The sequence below is a fragment of the Helicobacter heilmannii genome, assembly GCF_001283065.1.
GTDB lineage: Bacteria > Campylobacterota > Campylobacteria > Campylobacterales > Helicobacteraceae > Helicobacter > Helicobacter heilmannii.
The window spans coordinates 369,319-388,685 of record NZ_CDMK01000001.1 but is presented as its reverse complement, the minus strand read 5'-3'; the positions used below and the strand labels follow the sequence as shown (position 1 = coordinate 388,685).

General features: G+C 45.7%; 16 protein-coding genes and 1 pseudogene. 3 read left to right on the top strand and 14 right to left on the bottom strand.

Annotation, left to right across the window (positions count from 1 at the left end; genetic code table 11):
• From AOG36_RS08655 to AOG36_RS01915, 4 genes and pseudogenes are all read right to left on the bottom strand, one after another.
• Nucleotides 1-491: pseudogene (locus tag AOG36_RS08655) on the bottom strand (mobilization protein); the annotation flags it as partial.
• Nucleotides 492-595: 104 nt separating this feature from the next.
• Nucleotides 596-883 carry a hypothetical protein gene (locus AOG36_RS01925; RefSeq protein ID WP_053830435.1) on the bottom strand — a complete coding sequence of 96 codons (288 nt, stop codon included), beginning with the start codon at nucleotides 881-883 and terminating at the stop codon, nucleotides 596-598.
• 313 nt (nucleotides 884-1,196) lie between these two features.
• Nucleotides 1,197-2,309, bottom strand: coding sequence for a replication initiation protein (locus AOG36_RS01920; RefSeq protein ID WP_156294627.1), 1,113 nt, complete (start codon nucleotides 2,307-2,309; stop codon nucleotides 1,197-1,199).
• A complete protein-coding gene (locus tag AOG36_RS01915) occupies nucleotides 2,284-2,691 on the bottom strand; it encodes a hypothetical protein (protein WP_015106104.1) in 408 nt (135 codons plus the stop codon). The genes AOG36_RS01920 and AOG36_RS01915 overlap by 26 nt, the downstream gene beginning before the upstream one ends.
• 1,377 nt (nucleotides 2,692-4,068) lie before the next feature.
• Between AOG36_RS01915 and AOG36_RS01910 the strand changes: the two genes are divergently transcribed.
• From AOG36_RS01910 to AOG36_RS01900, 3 genes are read left to right on the top strand one after another with little or no spacing between them, the layout of a single operon-like run.
• Entirely contained in the window at nucleotides 4,069-6,027 is a 1,959-nt protein-coding gene (locus tag AOG36_RS01910; RefSeq protein WP_015106101.1) for an AlwI family type II restriction endonuclease, read from the top strand.
• Nucleotides 6,024-7,100: a DNA adenine methylase gene (locus AOG36_RS01905; RefSeq protein ID WP_053825404.1), complete on the top strand. Its 1,077-nt coding sequence runs from the start codon at nucleotides 6,024-6,026 to the stop codon at nucleotides 7,098-7,100. The genes AOG36_RS01910 and AOG36_RS01905 overlap by 4 nt, the downstream gene beginning before the upstream one ends.
• A complete protein-coding gene (locus AOG36_RS01900; protein ID WP_015106100.1) occupies nucleotides 7,081-7,983 on the top strand; it encodes a DNA adenine methylase in 903 nt (300 codons plus the stop codon). Before AOG36_RS01905 ends, AOG36_RS01900 begins: the two co-directional genes overlap by 20 nt.
• On the opposite strand, the gene AOG36_RS08765 is transcribed toward AOG36_RS01900, so the two are convergent.
• The 10 genes from AOG36_RS08765 to AOG36_RS01850 all read right to left on the bottom strand — a co-directional run bounded on the left by AOG36_RS08765 (nucleotide 7,980) and on the right by AOG36_RS01850 (nucleotide 19,280).
• On the bottom strand, nucleotides 7,980-8,168 hold the full coding sequence (locus AOG36_RS08765) for a hypothetical protein (protein WP_015106099.1): 189 nt from the start codon (nucleotides 8,166-8,168) through the stop codon (nucleotides 7,980-7,982). The two genes, AOG36_RS01900 and AOG36_RS08765, sit on opposite strands and share 4 nt — an antisense overlap.
• Before the next feature lie 164 nt (nucleotides 8,169-8,332).
• On the bottom strand, nucleotides 8,333-9,442 hold the full coding sequence (locus AOG36_RS08925) for a restriction endonuclease subunit S (protein WP_015106098.1): 1,110 nt from the start codon (nucleotides 9,440-9,442) through the stop codon (nucleotides 8,333-8,335).
• Between the two features lie 114 nt (nucleotides 9,443-9,556).
• Entirely contained in the window at nucleotides 9,557-10,897 is a 1,341-nt protein-coding gene (gene radA, locus AOG36_RS01885) for a DNA repair protein RadA (RefSeq protein WP_015106096.1), read from the bottom strand.
• On the bottom strand, nucleotides 10,881-11,765 hold the full coding sequence (gene ftsY / locus AOG36_RS01880; RefSeq protein WP_015106095.1) for a signal recognition particle-docking protein FtsY: 885 nt from the start codon (nucleotides 11,763-11,765) through the stop codon (nucleotides 10,881-10,883). The genes radA and ftsY overlap by 17 nt, the downstream gene beginning before the upstream one ends.
• Nucleotides 11,765-12,292: a TlpA family protein disulfide reductase gene (locus tag AOG36_RS01875; protein ID WP_015106094.1), complete on the bottom strand. Its 528-nt coding sequence runs from the start codon at nucleotides 12,290-12,292 to the stop codon at nucleotides 11,765-11,767. Before AOG36_RS01875 ends, ftsY begins: the two co-directional genes overlap by 1 nt.
• A 1-nt stretch (nucleotide 12,293) precedes the next feature.
• Nucleotides 12,294-14,186, bottom strand: a complete 1,893-nt coding sequence (locus tag AOG36_RS01870; protein WP_015106093.1) for a methyl-accepting chemotaxis protein — start codon at nucleotides 14,184-14,186, stop codon at nucleotides 12,294-12,296.
• Nucleotides 14,187-14,265: 79 nt separating this feature from the next.
• Nucleotides 14,266-14,799 carry a pimelyl-ACP methyl ester esterase BioV gene (bioV, locus tag AOG36_RS01865; protein ID WP_015106092.1) on the bottom strand — a complete coding sequence of 178 codons (534 nt, stop codon included), beginning with the start codon at nucleotides 14,797-14,799 and terminating at the stop codon, nucleotides 14,266-14,268.
• Nucleotides 14,799-16,460 carry an AAA family ATPase gene (locus AOG36_RS01860; protein WP_231850672.1) on the bottom strand — a complete coding sequence of 554 codons (1,662 nt, stop codon included), beginning with the start codon at nucleotides 16,458-16,460 and terminating at the stop codon, nucleotides 14,799-14,801. The genes bioV and AOG36_RS01860 overlap by 1 nt, the downstream gene beginning before the upstream one ends.
• On the bottom strand, nucleotides 16,438-17,685 hold the full coding sequence (gene mtaB / locus AOG36_RS01855; protein WP_015106090.1) for a tRNA (N(6)-L-threonylcarbamoyladenosine(37)-C(2))-methylthiotransferase MtaB: 1,248 nt from the start codon (nucleotides 17,683-17,685) through the stop codon (nucleotides 16,438-16,440). The genes AOG36_RS01860 and mtaB overlap by 23 nt, the downstream gene beginning before the upstream one ends.
• Entirely contained in the window at nucleotides 17,682-19,280 is a 1,599-nt protein-coding gene (locus AOG36_RS01850; RefSeq protein ID WP_053825541.1) for a mechanosensitive ion channel domain-containing protein, read from the bottom strand. The genes mtaB and AOG36_RS01850 overlap by 4 nt, the downstream gene beginning before the upstream one ends.
• Nucleotides 19,281-19,367 lie beyond the last annotated feature (87 nt).

Below are 19,367 nucleotides of genomic sequence, written 5' to 3'. Positions count from 1 at the left end.
TAAACTCTAGGCTCGATGCGTTTCCTACCTGTCTTTCTAACATCCTCGCTTCTTTGCATGTCAAGAATGTTTGCGGTCTCGGTTTGGATTTGTCTTAAAACCTTTGGGGTTATCTTGTTTCTTTGGTAGTTATTCTTACCAGTCTGTTCATCAAGAGTAACAAACTCCAAATGTGCATGGTGATTAATGCGGGTGTTACCCTGTTCGTCTGTATAGCCCTCGTCTCTGTGAATAGCTATCTGGTAGCATTGAAAACCATACTTAGCTTTAAAGTGATCAGCTAAGCGTTCTAGCTCTTGCATAGTGGTTATGTCTTTGATATTGACTACTGCGCTCCAAAGATAACTCTTAGCTCTAAACTTCTGCCCTCTGTGTGCTTGGTAATCCTGCATGGCTTTAGAGATAATAGCATTCTTTAGGTTGTCTGCCTCTTCTGCTGATCCATTGACTTCAAAACCTCCCTTAACCTTTAAGATTTTCTCTTTGGGCAAGAGATAACTAGGCGGTAAGCTCCTGCGTTGTGATTGGTCTGCACTACATTTTTAGTCTTTTTAAAAGTGATACCCGATATGTTCCCCATGTCCCCTCTCTCATACTACTTCTTTGCCTCTTGTTCAGCTTTTTTTGCAAGAAGTAATAACATCTCCGCATGTTGTTTTTTCAAATCTTTTATTTCCTTGCTTTTTCGCTCAAGTTCTCTTTGTAAGGATTTAAGATTGTCCTCCTCTTTTACAATCTTTTCATCTAGTCTTTTTTCCATTTTGTGTAATTCACGCGTGCTTTTCTCATTTAAAGACTTGGGTTTTGTTTTTGTCTTTTTAACGCTTGCTTGTTGTTCTACAACATCTTGTAAAAGTTGATTGTTATTTTGCAAAATAACCATTTGCTACGCAAAAACACTTCGCAAGCTCGTTTGGTTATTTTGCCACTCAATCGCCGTGGAGGCTTCAAGGTATCAATCTTTAAAACGCTCTAGGATGGCTTTGGGCGTGTAAGGATATGGGTTTTGGTTTTGGTCGCTGTTGTGGGCGGTTTTAGCAGGGGGTTTTATGCTGTGTTGAGTCATCTAGTGGTGAAAGATTTGCTCGTTCTTGCGTTTGCATCTGTGTAGTCCGTGCAGTCTATATTTGAAGTCTTTCTACATTACTAGTTTACTAGTAGTGCTTTGGTTAGTGTAGCTAGATGTTTCTGCGCTCTTATCTCACTCCATATTTCTTAAACCACCTTCTAAAGTGCTTAGCGCTCTCCAAAATGAAAGGATCTAAGATTTTTCGTGGTTTGTCGGTGTCTTTAAGCTCCACCCTAACTTGGCCGTTTTCTATCTGTGTGATGTCTTTAATCTTAAGGACGGCAGGCACGCCATTGTGGCCCATGTAGATGTTTCTGTCTATGTATTCTATTAGGTCATTTTTAGGGTTTAGGGCTTGTGGTTGGTTTGACTGTTGTGGCTGTTGCTGCGTTTGCAAGTCCGCGATTTGATAACCTGCACTTGCCATAGTTGTTAAGAAAGTTTCTTTGTTAGGCAACACAGCACTCTTGGCCTGAAACTCTTTGCCCTCTTTATAGTATTTCACTAAGATTTCATAGCCATCCTTGGCAGGTTGTATGCCATCAACTACAAAAACAACGCTGGGGTCTTGGGGTTTGTAAAAAGCCATGCCTAAGACCTCTAGCATGCCTTTATCTAGCTTGGCCTGCTCTGCTTGCTGCATAGAGCGTTTGAGTTGTTTAACTGCCTTTTCACTTCTAATTTTCCAAACAATGGTTCTTATGTCTCTTTTGGCTTGTTCTCTGTCCTTGCTGGTCTTAGTAATGGGTTGGAAGTAGAATTGGATGTGTGTGATGCGGTTGCCTTGACCTTTGGTCTTGAATTTTTCATGACAGAGAGATTCAAAGGGTGCAATTTTGCTGAGCTCTTTAATGGCGGGTTTGAGCATGTCTCTCTCAATCACTTCAAGTAGCTTAACTTTTTCAGAAATCCCCATCAACTCTCTAAATTCCTCCCACTCCACCCTAGGAGGCACACCTGTGCTTTTCCATTGCTTGAGCAAGCGATAGAGAGTCTTGGCGTATTTGCCACTGATGTTTTGAAACTCTAGGAGCTCAAAGGAAGTGAAGTTGGCGTTGAGAAAGTTGAGCAAGTAGCCAAAATAGGGCGTATTCACTTGGATTTCTATGCTCTTGACTTGAGTCTTTTGCGTGTCGTGGTAGTTGATCCGAAACTTTCTAAAGAGCATGATGTTCTCTTTAGCGCGTGGGTAGAGTATCCAAAAGTTTGCCGCCCTAATGTTTTTCCAGTCTTTTGACAACGCTGCTTAGTTCGCTTTTGCTGATCTTGACCGCATGCACCATTGTCTTGATCTCATCACAATCAAACACCAAGAGCTCATCCTCTTTGTCTTTGAGCTTGTGAAAGATGACAAAGAGTAGATTCGCTTCTAATGTGCCTAGCTTACCCAGAGAGACAGAATTAACATCATTGTGAAAGCTGACATACTTCTTGGCAATGATATTAGGGATTGTGGGGGTGTCTTGTGTAATGACTTCGGTGGTTAGGGGTTGTTGCTGGGCTGTGGGCTGGTATTGGGTGGTTGTGGGCTGTGGAGTGGCTTGGGCTTGGGTTATTTGACTTGGGCTTGGGAGTTTGGGGGGTGGGGTTTGTGGAGCTAAGGTTAAGAGTTTCTCAAGCAATCGGCTTTTTCTTGCTCCAAAACGCCTTTAAGCGTGGTGTTGGTTTCGGCGTTGATCAAAGTTTGTAGCCCGTGTATCTGTTGTACCAAATATTGTTTTTCGGTGTTCTATACCCATAACTTTGCCCTTGCTGTTTTTTGCATTGTATATCTTTTAAACATTGTATATCTTTTAAACTGAGATAATACGATTAGTTAGTGCGGATTTTACTCCGTGTTACTCTCCGGGAGAGCGGCTCTACACAAGCCCCGCGGGAGGTCTAAACATGTTAAAAGAGCGAAGCTCTTTAAAGTGTTAAAAACCTGCGCGCGCTTGCACATGCGCTCGGGAACTAGGATCAGCCCAAAGTGGGCTGTGAAACTTATGAAAAAATGAAAATTTTTGAAAATTTTGGCGACTTGAATGCATGAGAGTGCATGAGAAGGTAAGCCAAGCTTACGCTTGGCATCTATTTTTGCTCTTGGGGGTAAGCCCCCAAACCCCCAAGAGAGGGTTTTGAAGTGAAAAATGAGTTTGTGTTGTGGCTGGGTTGTGCCCTTNCTTGCACATGCGCTCGGGAACTAGGATCAGCCCAAAGTGGGCTGTGAAACTTATGAAAAAATGAAAATTTTTGAAAATTTTGGCGACTTGAATGCATGAGAGTGCATGAGAAGGTAAGCCAAGCTTACGCTTGGCATCTATTTTTGCTCTTGGGGGTAAGCCCCCAAACCCCCAAGAGAGGGTTTTGAAGTGAAAAATGAGTTTGTGTTGTGGCTGTATTGCGCCATTGCAGTAAGGAAGGCTTTGGGGGGTTTAAAATGAGAATGAGTGTTAAAGGCTGTATAACGCCTTTAGAGTATTAAAGAGAACCCAAAATGGGTTAGGGTTGTTGTGTTGATTGTGAGGGCTTCTAGGGTGGTAGAAAGGGTATTTAAACAAGTTAGGTAAGACTGCAAAAGACAATCCACGCCTAAAAACAGCTCAAAAACGACTTTTTGGAGGCTGGACATTGGGGGTTTGTTTTGGGGTGTTGGGGCTTTGGAGTCTTTAGAGCTTTAGGGTGGTGAATGGAGTTAGGGTTACTTGTGTTGGTTTGAGGTGATTGCAGTTTTGGGGAGGGCGGGGCTATTTGGAGGTGTTTTTGCGGTTGTTTGGAGAGAATAGAGTAAAGCATTAAAGCAGAGATAGCGTTTAAAGGGCTTTAAGGGGTCATAGGGCGCAAGGTTAGGGGTGGATAGTGAAAAACTATGGTTTATGGGAGTATGGGGCTTGTGTGGGATTGTAGGCGTAAAATACAATGGATAAGTACAATGACTAGATTATCTAGTATGCTTGAAGTATGCTACAATCGCAACAATCAAAGATAACTCAAAGATAATCCACCAACGACAGAGTACGATGATCACCAAAAAACCAAACTCCCCCATCAATCTTGGAGACACCAGCTTTAGGCGTAAAGAGATTGCCAGCGATTATAAAATCCTACTTCAGGGTTTACAAGATTTGTCACTAAAGTGGGACATATACAATGGCTCGCAAGAGCTGTTTTACCGCTATGTGCTAGAAAGTGGTCTCATTAAGCCACCAGAAAGAGACATCGCTCCAGCAGAGCAAGCCAAACGAGCACGGACTTACAGCAATGCACTCGTTAAAATAGGCTTCATAGACGACAAACGGACATTAACCCCAGCAGGTTTAGTCTTTTTACAAAATAAAATTGAGCCAGACTTTTTAGAAAACTTGCTAGGTTTAAGAGCAGACAACCTTGCCTTTTTACGCCAGCTTTTCAAATTAGGGGTGTACCAGGGTGAATGTGCCCTTTATATTTACCGCTTAGCTCTTGCATTCTTACTAAGACACCCACAAATCCCCCAAGATCACTTTTGTAAGATTTTATTAAGCTTAGAGCCCACACAACACACAGAACAACTGAAAAACATCTTTGATGACTACCAAAGTGTTATAGAGAACAAGCAAGACATCGATGCTTTTATCAACACGCTATGCACAGATAGCCAAGAAGTGCGTTTTGCAAACACCCCCATCAAAAACACACAATTTAGCACCCACTTTAAAAACCGTAAAAGCCAAGAAACAACAGTCCTTTATTGGCAATTCTACCAAGCTTGTCTAGACTTTTATCACACCAAAACCCCCGAAAACCTAGAGAAGTTGCATACCATTAGCTCTGATCCAGCTGTTATTAAAGCCTTTGGTTTTGGCAAGCCCTTTTTCATAGAGTCGCTCATTAGTAAAGAAAACGCCCTATTTAACGCACCCAATCTACAAGAATTTAACCGCCAATTCTACGAGATGTATCGCCACTCCAAGCACCACGACCTTGTGCAAGAGTATAGCGATGTGTTGATCCGTGTCTTTAGGGTTACAGGGATCATCAGCTTTAGCAATGGCTTAGTGAGCCTTAAGCAAAGAGAAGTGATACAAGAAATTTTTAGCCCTGAAAACCCCATCATTTTAGGAGAGCGTTTAGACACGCGATTTTCGCCCACTAGGACAGCCACCAGCCTTCACCAAGACCTAAGCCTGATAGAAATCCTAAACCTAGATCAAAACGCCCTAGAGAGCCTTGAAAAGCGTATTAGAGCTAAATGCCAAATTGCCCCCCAAATTTCTACAAAAGATTTTTTCAAACACCAATACGATCGCCAATTTGAAGCCAAGCTTGCGAGTCGTTACACGGATAGCCAGCTTTGCACCCTTTTAGGGCTGTTTGGCGATAAAAAGCAACACCCCCAAATCCAAAAAGAAGTTACAGACAACGCCAGCGTGCCGACCATCTTTGAATACATCAGTGCCCTTGTGTGGCATAGGATCAGTGGCAAGGATTTCAATCTAGCAGACAGCATGAAATTGAGCCTAGATGCCGATGGACTGCCCTTGTCGCACGCCCCGGGTGGGGATGGCGACATCATCGCACGCCATACCACATTTGACACCATGCTAGAAGTTACCCTAATGGATCAAAACGCCCAAAAGCGGGGGGAGTTAGAACCAGTTATCAGGCATGGCACAAACCTAACCGCTCAAAACAACCAGCGTAAGCGAAACTCTTATATTTTTTTCATCGCCGACAAACTTGATGCCAATGTCATCAATCTTTTTAGAGCCAGTGCCTACATACAACTTCAGCACACACGCCATAAGTTCAGCACACAGGGGGTTAAAATCTTTGCTTTAGACACCAAACAACTCAGCTATCTTTTAGAGAAAAAGCCCGACTTTAAGGCGTTGATCGCCACGATTTTTAAAGACTACAGCTACGACAACCCCAAGCCCATCGCCCACACTTGGCACAAAGAAGTTTGGCAAGCGGTGCAAGCCCTATGTGCCCAATGAAAACCTTTAACATCTCTAACCGCCGTTATTTGGGGGGCAAGGCACACATGCTAGACTTGATCGCACAAGTGATACGCCAGCACACGCATGGGTGCAAGAGCTTTGCCGATCTCTTTGCGGGCACGGGAGTTGTCGCCCACCACTTCAACCCCAGCTTTGACATCGTGGTTAATGACCTTCTAGCGTGCAACCACCACGCCTATGTGTGCTTTTTCTCGCCTGTGCCTTACGATAAGGACTTGGTGTTACACCTACTCACCCACTACAACCAAGCCACCAACCTAGGCGACAACTACTACAGCCAAACCTTCGGCAACACCTACCTAAGCACCCAAAACCTGCAAAAAGTGGGCTTTATGAGAGACGACCTAGACAGAAAACTTAAAGAAAAAGAAATCAATGGGCGAGAGTATTCTATTTTGCTCACTTCTCTCCTTTATGCCATCGATCGGATCGCCAACACCGTGGGGCATTACGATGCCTACCGCAAAAATGGGGAGCTAGACACACCCCTAGAATTGCGTATGCCCCTAATTGGCAACACCCACAACGCCCGTAACCAAATTTTCAACATGGATGCCAATGCCCTTGCCAAGTGCCTAGTGGCTGACATTGTCTATCTTGACCCTCCCTATAACTCACGCCAATACGCCAACGCCTATCACTTCTTGGAGAACATTGCCCGCAACACCAAACCCCCCGTCTTTGGGAGTGCGGGCAAAATGGACTTGAGGGCACTAAGAAGCCAGTATTGCCTAAAAGATGCCAAAGTGCATTTTAAAGAGCTCATAGACAGCCTGCAAGCCCGCTACATTCTCTTTTCTTACAACAATACCCATAGTGCAAACCCTCGATCCAACACCAAGATCAGCGATGCTGACATTTTAGAGATTTTAGGGCAAAAAGGCATGGTGTCTGTTTTTAGCAAGGATTGTGCCCCCTTTAGCGCAGGCAAGTCCGCCATCGCCAACCACCAAGAACGGCTGTTTTTATGCGCCGTCCATCCCCATAAACTTAAAGCTAGTTTAAAAAACCCACAGGCTAAGACAGCACTTGATCCAATCACCCCTTAACTACACGGGGGGCAAGTTTAAACTTTTGCCCCAAATCCTGCCCAAACTCCCCCTCAATATCCACACCTTTTACGACATCTTTTGTGGGGGGTTTAATGTTGGGAGCAATGTTAGGGCACATCGGGTGGTGGGGGTGGATAAAAACCCAGCCTTGATTGAGCTGTTGGCATACATCCAAAGCACCCAAAATTTAGAACAACAAATCGATCAGATCATCGCCACGCATGGGCTCAGCCAGTCGCATCTATGGGGTTATAGCCACTACAACACCACTTCTAACGCAGGTTTAAGCACACACAACAAGCCGGCGTTTTTAAGGCTGAGAGAGAGTTATAACCAAAGCAAAGAGCCCTTATTGTTGCTGGTGTTGCTGATCTTTGCCTTCAACAACCAAATGCGTTTTAACGCTAGGGGGGACTTTAATTTGCCCGTAGGCAAGCGGGATTTCAATGCAAGGCTTAGACGCAAGTTAGAGCTTTTTCAAGCAAGAATACAGGGGAGCTCTTTTTTATGTACGGACTTTAGAGCGATGGATTTGAACGCCTTGAGTGCTAAGGATTTTCTCTATCTTGATCCGCCCTATCTCTTGGGCTGTGCGAGCTATAACGAAAATGGAGGGTGGTCTGTAGGCGATGAGCTAGACTTGTTGCGTTTTTTAGAGAGAGCCAGCCACAGGGGCATTAAATTTGCCCTTTCTAATGTGATCGCACACAAGGGGGCAGAGCACGGTTTGCTCTTAGAGTGGTGCAAGACACAAAGGTGGCACATCCACCCCTTAAAGCACAGCTACGCCAATTCCAGCTACCAAGCCAAGCACAAACACACCCCCAGCCAAGAAGTGTTGGTTACGAATTATGCGTTTTTAGGTTTGTTTAATGGCTAGTTCAATGCTCTTTGGGGATTATGGCAAAGGGCCAACAAGCGTTTAATGGGGATGGGGAATAGGGGTCTTAGTTGGGGCATGAGCTTGTATCTACCCCCCACATAAAAGAGCAAAGAGCGTAGGGTTAAGGAGGGTTCTTGGGCTTCAAATGGGGTCTTTGGGGTGGCTTTTGTGGCGGTTTTCATTTTGTCCTTGTGGGGTCTTGCATTTTAAAGCTGTTGTATTGAATTTAGCACACCAACACCTTATGCTCTTAGGGTGTTTAGATGATTTTGTTGCTAGCTATCCTTCTTAGGCTTGCTACAACTTGTCTTTGGGGCCTCTTTGGGGTTAGAGGACTTAGAAGTACCTAGCTCTTGCTGTTGCCCTGCTTGCGTGTCTTTCTCTGTTGTTCGGGCAGTGGGGGGAGGGGGATTTTAAAAATGGAATATTTGGTAATCCAATGGCGCATGTGGTCTCTAGGTCTGGGCTTAAAATCCATGCTAAGCATTGCATAGTAGGTGAATTTCAGGCTAACTAAGTTGCGTTTTGGCGTTAAAAGTTTAATGGCGGAGGACTTAACTTTAAAGGGAAAATCTACGCAATGAAAAGTCGTTGTAAAGTCGTCAAAAATGATAACGGGGTTTTCTTTAGAGGCTGGGTATATCCCTTCTGTTTCGTTCGTATATCCAAGTAAAAAGCCCTTGCCCGCCGTTAAAACGGGCGTTTTATAATGGGGCTTGTAGTGCTTATAGTCATCGCTTTTGACAAGGTATTTTGTGGGCTGTTCATAGTCTAGCAATCTCTTTAGCTCGGCTAGCTCCCACCCTGTTGGAATTTCCCCCAGCCAGTCTAAGCCGCTCTGTTTGGTGGGGGTGGCAGCTAGTCCTTTAGTGGCCACTTCGCTAATCAAGGCGTGTTTATAAGCTTTAAGGCTTTGCAGCAGGCAAGATTTTTTAGTGATGAGACGATCTAATTTAGAAGTCTTGTCGTCTAAAAACGCGGCGATGGCGTGTTGTTCTTTTAAGGGGGGGAGGGGGATTGTAAAATTCAATATGGCTTTTTTATCGCCTCTTGGCATTTTTACCCCCTTGATAAAGCGCATCATATAATCAAAAAATGCATCACGCCTTAAGACATAGTATAAAAATCTTGGAGCGACAACGCCCGCATTTCTCACACGCAAAACGACTACATCGCCATTTGTCCCCCCCTCTGTGTCCGCTAGCCAAATCTTTTTGAGATAGGGGCGTATGTTGCCGATTAAAATATCGTTTTGGGCATAGCCACTTGTTTTAGCGTTGCCTTTTGGGATAAAGGTCGCTTCTCTCTTGCCTTGCCCATTTTGCAACAAATTATCCACACCCACATAATTTTTTGGAGTGAGGTGGCTTATCCTTATCCTATCTTTGGGTTGAAAAGCCACATCATATAATCTCTTAACCCCCCACCCCGCTGGCAAATGCTCTAAGCCCTCCACTGACACCGCCTTAAAGAGCAAATCCTTCTAACTTTAATGCGCCCTAAAGGCTCTTGGCTGCAGTCTAGATTTTTTGTTGCCATGCTTATATGCGCATCCGTGTTGCGCACTACCCTACATCCACTCAATGATCTGCGACACATCTCTAGCCTCGTAGCAGGCAATGGGGGTTTTTAAGCTGGGTTTTTTAGGCACGATCGCTTTTAAAAAGCTATAATTCTCCATTTCTTTCAAGCGCACATTTAAGTTAGGCACTTCTTGCACCGAGCCGGTGAGCCCCACCTCCCCGATGAAGGCGGTTTTATTGCTGATAGGGCGGTTTCTAAAGCTAGATAAAATACTGGCAATCACGGCTAAATCCGCGCTGGTTTCGCTAATTTTAATCCCCCCCGAGACATTGATAAAGACATCATAGCGGTTTAGCGGGATCTCTAGCTTTTTTTCTAGCAGGGCTAAGAGCATGTGTAGGCGATTCGTGTCAAAGCTGGTGGCTAGTCTCTTAGGATTGGCTAAAGAGCTCTCACACACTAAGGCCTGTATCTCTAAAATGAGTGCCCTTGAGCCCTCTAGCACCACACTTAGCGCACTGCCAGCTAGGCTCTGCTTTTGGGAGAAAAAGAGCTTAGAAGCCTCTTTAGCGCTCATCAGCCCCTCTTGATGCATTTCAAAAATGCCCACTTCACTAGTTGCCCCAAAGCGGTTTTTAAAACTCCTTAAGATTCTCAGCTCTCGACTCGGATCGCCCTCAAAATAAAGCACGGCATCGACCATGTGCTCGAGCACGCGAGGGCCAGCAATCGAGCCCTCTTTAGTGATGTGCCCGATGATAAAAATGGCGATCTGCTCTTGTTTGGCTAGGCGCATTAAATCAAAGGTGATTTCGCGCACTTGAGAGATGGAGCCCGGAGCCGAGCTAATCGCGCTGGAATAAAGAGTTTGGATCGAGTCGATCACACAGATGGCGTAAGTTTGCCCCAATAAATGCGCCTTGATCGTGTCTAGATCGATTTCATTGAGCAAAAACAGCTTTTCTTGCACACAAGCAAGCCGATCGGCCCTTAAGCGGATTTGCCCCGCGCTCTCCTCCCCGCTCACATACAGCACGCTTAAACCCGTGCTAGCTAGCCCGCCCGCCATTTTTAATAGCAGCGTGGATTTACCCACGCCAGGAGCCCCCCCGATGAGATACAGCCCCCCGGGCACAATCCCCCCGCCTAGCACAAGGTCTAATTCTTTTTGCGTGGAGCTAAAGGTGCTCACACTCTCTTGCTTAACCTTAGCGATCGAAACGGCTAAGAGTTGGGGGCTCTTTTTAAGCGGCTTTAGGCTTTCTAGCTCTTTTTGGCTGATCTCAATAAAGCTTTCCCATTGGTTACAATTATTGCATTTGCCCAGCCACTTAGGGCTCACAAAGCCACAATGCTGGCACTCAAAAACCCTAGACTTCTTGCCCATCTTTAAAGATCGCATCTAAAAGGCTCTTAACATACTCCATTTCTTCAAAGGCAATTAAATCGTTTTCCTTCTCCCCCACGCCCAAATATAAAATGGGTAGTCGCAATTCGTAAAGAATGCTTAAAATGCACCCCCCCTTGCTGGTGCCATCCAGCTTAGTCACGATCACCCCATCTAGCTCTAAGCTTTCATGAAAAATTTTGGCCTGCTCCAAAGCAGAGCTGCCCTGGGTGCCATCTAGTATTAAAATTTTATAGTAGGGGGCGTTGTTTAGGGCCTTGCTGCACACCCTAGAGATTTTTAAAAGCTCGTTTTTTAGATTGGTTTGGTTGTGTAGCCTGCCGGCGGTGTCGATGATGATTTGATCTACCCCTCTTGCGATCCCTGCTTCAATGGTGTTGTAAGCCAGCGCGCTAGGATCGCTATTTTGCCCCGCGCTAATCACCTCTAATTGCAATTTCTCCCCCCAAAGCTGGAGTTGTTTCACGGCTGCCGCGCGGAAGGTGTCGCCTGCACCTAACAGAACTTTTTGTTTGTTTAGTAGGTGTTGTTTGGCGAGTTTGGCGATGGTGGTGGTCTTGCCCGCCCCATTGACCCCCAAAATGAGCGAAACTAAGGGCTTGGTGTCTAGGGGCTTTAGGCGCACCTTGTCGTAATAGCTCTCCTTGCGTAAAAAGCGCATCAAAGCCACCTCTAGGTGGTTGCGCTTGATTGGATCGGGCAGGTGCTCTAAGAGCTTTTCGACCAGGTCAAATTGCACATCAAAGCCGATTAAAATTTCTTCCATCTCTTCTTTGCTGAAGGTGGCATCCTTAGCTTTGAGCAGTGAGGCGACATTTTGGATTGTTTTTTTAAAGAAGTTAAACATTATTTTTTCTTTGTATCCATCAAATCTTGTAAATCTTTGGCGAGCATTTCTTCTAAAATCACACCACGGTAATTTTGCACCAAATGCCCCTGTTTGTCATAGAGCAGAAAATAGGGCAAGGGCCAAGAAGTGCTTTTTAGGGTTTTGAAAAAGTGAGTCTTGTCCATCGGGTTAAAAAGCGCAAAATGGGGTTGATTGGCCTTAGAGTAGGCATCGATTTGCTCTTGAGAATAAGCCTTATTGAGCAGGGCTAGAAAGCGCACACCTTTAAACTGGGCTTGCAAGTGCTCAAAAAGCGCAAGGTAGGCGGTGTTTTTGGGGTTTAAGTCCAACACCATGATCAAGGTAGGCATAGGGATTTTATTCAAGACCTCTAAAACCTTATCTGTACTTTTTAACTGCAATTCTTGGTGGTTTTGGTCCAAAAAGTGCCACACAAGTGGGACACTCTCCTTAGGCTTTTCGTGGCTTTTGGGGTCTGAACACCCCAAAGCTAACAACACGGCGATCCAAATAGAAAAACGCATACTAAACCTTAAATTTTCCTAATTCTTGATCGAGCACTTGAGCCACTTCATTTAAAGACTGGTTGGCCTTACCCACATCTTGCACACTTTGGTGGTTGAGCAGTGCTAGACGGTTGATTTCTTGGATGCTTTGCACAATCGTTTTTGTGGTGTTGGCAATCTCTTTGAACTCCTTGACATCCTCGCTTGTAGCGCTGATCACGCCTTGGATGTTCTGCACATTTGAATCGACCATCTCTTGCAAGGAATGGGTGAGCTCAGAGGTTTTTAAGATGTCTTGGGCGTTGGTGTGTAGGTCGCGGCTGATTGCCCTCACACTTTGCACCACTTCGTTGATGGTGCTGGCGATCTCGGTTAAACTGCGTTGCGTTTTTTCGGCGAGTTTGCGCACTTCATCGGCCACCACCGCAAAGCCCCGGCCGTGCTCGCCAGCCCTAGCCGCCTCGATCGCAGCGTTGAGAGCAAGTAAATTCGTTTGCTCGGCGATGTCAGAGATGAGTGTTAAAACCGCCTTGATGTTCTCGGTGTTTTTAGAGGTTTGGTCCAAGCGGCTAGAAAACTCCGTGCCTAATTTGGCTTTGTCTGCCAAATTCTTGCTAAAGGCTTGGATTTGGAGGCGGATTTCCTCAAGGGTGCTGTCTGTTTGCAAGAGGTTTTTGTTGTTTGCGTCTGCATTTTCCACTCCCCTTAAAATGTTGCCAATGACGCTATCACCGCTTTCTAGGGTGGTGTGGATGAGGTCTTTGCTCTCTTGGGTGTGTTGCTCCACATTGTTGACGCTTGTGTAAAGGGTGTTGGCGATGTGGTGGTTCTGGGTACCTAGCTCCTTGATCTTAGACACCATGCCATGTATTTTCTCAAGCAAAAGATTGATATTAGAGGAGATCGAGGCAATCTCATCTGTACCTTTAACATGCAAGCGTTTGGTCAAATCTCCATTGTCAGACACCAACTGCACGATCAAATCGCGTAGCTGGATGAGCGGGCGGCACAAGAGCTCAATCACCCCAAAGAGGATGAAGGAGATCAAGATGAGCGCGATCACAGAGATGATAAACATCATTGTTTGGATTTCATTGAGGGCTTTCAATACATCTTTTTTAAAGACCACAGACACAACCTTCCAATTCAGTCCCTCTATGGTGTTGAAGACATAAAACTTCGTGCCCTCCTTGCCGTCTTTTTCAATGAAACCGCTCTTAGTGCCTAAGATCTTTTGGCGCAACTGGGGGTCTTCAGCGTGGTATTTGATCCCCTCGGGATACACAGACGAGCCCAAGACCACGCCCTGATCGTCTAGCAAATGCACCCTTTGTTTGGTGAAATAGGTACTGATCACAGAATCAAGGAACTTATCCAAATTCTCATCCACGGCCACGACCCCCCTAAACTCCCCATGTTGCTTGAGGGCGATGGAGTAGGTTATGACCATTTTCTTGGTGAATGCATCCATATAGGGTTGCGACACAAAAATGCCGTTGTTGACTTTGGCGTTTTTGTACCAAGTGCGCACTCTCGGGTCGTAACCAGCGGGGATGTGCCCATTGAGCTTGATGATTACCCCATTTTCAAAGGCAACATACAAGTCTGCCGCGGTCAAATTGTTGTGCACAAAGGTGATGATTTTCTTAAGTTGGTCTGTGTCTTTAAGGTCTATGCCTGCAAAGGAGTGGGCGGTTTGGAGCAAAACGGTGCGGATGTTGTTGTCCCACTCTTTGATCGTGGCAGATAAAATATTGGTGCTCGTGGCGAGCGAATCTTGCGCCTTTTGGGTTAAATTGGTGCGGATCCTCACCCCAATGATCACAATGGTGGAACCAAACACCAACACGAGCAACACCACCAACACCAAAACGATTTTTGTCTTAAAACCCAATCTCACACCAAAATCCATCGATTCTCCAAAAATGTATTACAAAATTGCAAGTTTGATTATAACATAACGCAAATTCACCTGCATTGTGGGATTAGACTTAGCACAAGAAATGCCCCACACCCTTAAACTGCCACACGCAAGCATAGGGCTTAAAAAACTCTAGTGCCTCCTTGGGCTCTAAAAGCGGATCAGCCAGTCCTAAAAACACTTCGATTTGCACGCCGCCAGCCTGTAAAAAGGCAAGTTTTTGCGCATCTAGGGGAGCATAAAGCAACTCTTCTAAATCTTTAGCACTGCCTAAATGCGTGCAGTTCTTAAAGCTTGGATCTTTAGCGAGCACATCCGCCCAACCGATGTTTTTCAAAAAGGTGTGCATGTAGCCCTGTGGGTCTTTTTTATAGCCTAAAACTTGCAGCCGTTTAAAGGCGGGGGGTTTGGATGCGAGCATGCAGGGCGAAATTAAAAGGAGTTTTTGCACCCTTTGGCTCTCTTTCACCTTCTCATAGGCGCGCTCTAGGGCTTTAAGCGCGCCATAGCTAAAGCCGGCAATGTCATACGCCCCCACATCTTTTAAAATCCAAGAAAACAAGCTCTGCTCCCCCCTAAAGCCAAACCCGCTAAAATAAACCATCACACAAACGAGCGCAAAATCTCTTGGATCTGGGTTTTGCTCAGCTTCTCTTTATCCAGTAAAGCCTGCGCCATCGCCTGCACTTGGGCTTTAAAATTGCCTAAAAACTCCCTTTGCTCCGTATAAAGCGCACTTAAGAGTGCCTCCACATCGCTTCGATCCCCGATAAACTTATGCCCCATGCCATACTCTTCGCACATCTTTTTAGCGGTTTCTAGGGCGTGCTTTAAGTCATCTTTAGCCAAAGTGTAGCTCTCTTTAAAGAATAAGTCCAGCACAATCATCCCACTCAAATGCACCTTAATGCTGTTGTTCATCTCGCTCTTGCTTAAAATCCGCCGATCGCTTGCTACCAAAAACTCCCCCACCAAGAGCACCTTATCAAATTCCACTTCCAGCCAATACGCGCTAAGAGCCTTTGCGCTTTGATACAGGGCGTATAAATTCTTTTCTTGCTCGCTCAAGGTTACATTTTTCTTTTTACCAAAGGCGATTTTGTCTTTGACCTCTAAAATGTCTTTCATGCTGATCTGTGCCGCGTTGCGCCTTAGGGCATTGAGTGCGCTTTCATTGACTAAAGAAGAGAGCATCGCCCCGCTAAAACCCACGCAAATTTTTGCCACCTCCAAACAATCTAAATTGTGTTGCTTGTCCTGCAAATAAGACTCTAAAATCTGTATACGCTCCTCTAAGTCGGGCAGAGAGATAAAAATGCGCCGATCAAAGCGCCCGCTCCTTAAAAGTGCCTCGTCCATCACATCAATTTTATTCGTAGCCCCGATCACGATCACCTGAGAGCTTTCCTCAAAGCCGTCCATCTCGGTTAAAAGCTGATTGAGCGTGGCCTCTCTTTCATCGTTGCGCTGGTGTCCCCTAGCCTTGCCCACCGCATCGATCTCATCAATGAAAACAATGGAGGGGCTAAAGGCCTTGGCCTTGGCAAAGAGCTCGCGCACCCGCTTAGCCCCCACGCCCACATAAATTTGTACAAACGCGCTCCCGCTGTGGTAAAAAAAGGGCACTTTCGCCTCCGCAGCTAGGGCTTTGGCGATCATCGTCTTACCCACTCCCGGGGGACCTACCAGCAATACCCCCTTAGGCAACTTGATTTTTAAATCCTGGTATTTTTTAGGGTTTTTCAAGTAATCCACAATTTCATACAATTCCTCTTTCACCTCTTTCGTGCCGGCCACATCTTTGAAACGCACGCTGGGAAGCGTAGCATGTAGGGTGGGCATGGGCGCGCTTGGGCGCGCTTGGGCGGCATCTATGGAGGGTTGCAACAGTGCCTTTTTGCTCCATGCCAAGCGCAAAATCACCGCCAAGAGCACCAAAAAGAAGAAGATGATCACCATGTCTAAGAGTTGTTGCGTGGTGTTGTCCTCAGATAGCACCTCAATGGGGATGTTCGTGGGAAATTGCATGGAGTCCGTCCAACCTAGCCGGGCGGTTTTGTACACCTTAAAGCGGGTTTTTAGGTAAATGTAGCGGCTGTCGATCTTGATGCTTTGGATTTTCTCGCTGCGCAGCAGGGCGTTGAAATCTTGGATGCTCACCAGCCTTGTGGGCTCTCTAAAGAAGAGAAACACTACAAAGACCACCCCCACCAAGAGCGCAAGGCCGCCGATGATCGCCTTTTTATACCGCCGCAATGTTGGCATCACGCTCCACCTCGTAATCGTTTAAAACCACCCACCGCCCGCGCAAATCCTCTTTTGAATTTAAGCGCACGGGGTTAAAAAACTGGTCATGCCCCACATACACCCCCCCCTTAAGCCCCTCCACGAGCACCTCTAATGCCACGCCCTGCGCTTTTAAAGCCTGCCTAAAGTTAAAATTATTTTCTTGCACCCGTTCTTTAATTTGTTTTAAGCGGGCTTTGGCAACGCGGCCATTGATGTGATGGGGCATTTTGCTTGAGGGTGTGCCATCACGCATGCTGTAGATGAAGGGGTGGATATGGGTTAGGGGGAGTTGTTTAAAGTTTTCTAGTGCCTCTTGCCAAATATTTTCGTCTTCATGCGGGTGGCCCACGATAAAATCCGTGCCAATGGCAAAGCCCTTAGAAGCGACTTTTTGTAAAAGGGTCAAATCGCTGTGTGTGCGGTTGCGCCGGCGCATCCAGCGCAGCATGGTGTCGTGGCTGTGCTGCAGGGCGATGTGTAAATGCTTTTCTAAAATGGGGTGATCTAGCAGCTCTAAAAACTCTCCATCCATTTGGGCGGGCTCTAGGCTGCCAATGCGCACCCGCTTGATGGGGGTTTTAGCGATCTCTTTTATGAGCTTGGCTAGGCTATCGCCTTTGTCTAATCCATAGCTGCCCACATTGGTACCCGTCAAAACCATCTCCAAAACCCCGCTATCTGCCAATAAATGAATTTGCTTTAAAATGTGGGTTCTGTCTAAACTGCGCGACTTGCCCCGAACTTGGGGGATGATGCAATAACTGCATTTAAAATCGCAACCCTCTTGGATTTTGACAAAGGCGCGGGTCTTACCCACGAAGCTTTTTAACAGCGTGCCCTCTAGCTCTTCTTGCTTGTCCTCGTAAAAAAACCCCTCTTGATGCAAAAGGTGGTTGATTTGGGTTTTGTGATCGTGCCCGAACACCCCGCTCACCTGCTTTGCCTCTAAGAGTTTGCGCCCCTCTTTATTCGCCCCGCAACCGGTGAAATAGACTTTTTTATCTAAAGCATGCATTTTCTTGGCATACGCCCGTGCGCTGTAATCCGCGTCATTGGTGACCGTGCAAGAGTTCAAAACCACAATGTCGGCCAAATCCTCGCTTGTGGTGCGCTCAAAGTCCTTTAAATGCGCAAGCATGACTTGTGTATCGAATAAATTGGTGCGGCAACCAAAGGTTTTAAAATAAACTTTTTGTTTCATAGGCGTAATTCCTTGCTCTCAAACACGCTGTTTTTGTTCCCAAACCCATCGCCCGCACTTTGCACGAATTTAGTCGTGCTATAGGCGATGAAAATGTCTGGTTCTTTTAAAAGTGCCTCGATAATATCACTAGAAATCTTAGATTTGAGTGCAAGCGTAGCGTAAGAGTTGGTTTGGTACCACACGCTGATGTGGATGCCCTCTTGCTCGAGCACCATAAACACCCGTGGGTTGGCACTGGTGTTGCGTAGGGAGTATTTGGTGCGCATGTTGTTCATTTGTTTGTAGGTCATTTCGGTGTATTGCTTGGCTTGGGTGTTGGCGATGTCTAGGGCAATTTGCATGGCTTTTTTGTAATTTGAGTCAAAGGTTACACAAAAGACGATCCCATCCCAAACGGTTTTCATGCCAAAGTGGCTGTAATTGCAAAGCAAATTGCTAAAGATGTAGTTGTTGGGGACAAAGATGATCCGCCCCGCCCGGCACTCGTTGTTTTTATAGCTGGTGAGTGTAACATCCTCTAGGATGGTGGTGTAGAGCGCGGAGATGTCGAGCACATCACCCACATAAGCGTGCCCGTCTTTGGTCACCTTCACGCGATCACCCACATGGATATTGCCCTCAATGAGGATCATAAACCACCCTAGCACGCTCATGAACAAATCGCGCATGGCGATGGCAATACCGGCACTGGCAAAGCCTAACACCGTTACAAGGTAGGACACATTTTCCAAGTAAGCAAAAAGAAAAATCAACACCACCACATTGGCATTGACAAAGTTGATCGCCTTGTTGATCGTGTAGGCGCGCTCATTGCTGTGGATGTATTTATGGCTAATGACTTTGAGCACCCACGCCAAAAAAATACTGACAAGAGCGATCAGTGCGACATAAATTAATTTAAAGATTTGGTCTTTGATTTGGGATTTGATGTTGGACTCCACCTCGTCAATGTCCTTGAGATAGACATCCATGCTCGTTTTTAAGAGGTTTTGCGCCCCTTGCAATTCGATCTTTTTAACCTGCTCTTGGTAGATTTTCTTGGCTAGGTGCTCTTCCTCTTGCCCACTTTCTCTTTGTAACTTCTCCAGCTGTGTCAGCACCTCTAATTCTTGATTAATCAAGTCCAGTACTTCGTGTAAGCTCTTTTTGTGGTGCTTCATGGTGGTGTACTTGGCTTTGATCTGCTTGATAAAGGAAATCCCCGTAACGATGGCAATGGGGTTGGTGATGCTTGGGATATTGGCGATGTTGGGCTTTTCCACCAACTCTTTAAAGGGATTCATTTTATATTCTTCAAGCAATTCCTCTTGGTATTTGAGGGCTTTTAAGGTGTGGTTTAAGGTGCTGATTTTCAAGGTGTCGCTGTTCTTTTTGTTTTTAAGGGTTTTGATTTGGCGTTGGATGGCTTGAATCTCTTCATAAATCTGCTCATAACTCTCGAAATTGCTAAACTTTTTTAACCAAATGTTATCGCTTGTTCGGATCTTGTGCTCTAAATGCGTGGCTTGTTCTTGCAAGCGTTGGATTTGTGTGCTCTCTTGTGCTAAAATTAAACCAACACAAGTCCACAACACCCACAACACCCTAAACACACAACCCCCATACAGTAAACTAAAAACATAGTCTAACACAAGAAACCCACACTTTAGCTATGTTGCTAAAGTCTAACAGTAAAGTGC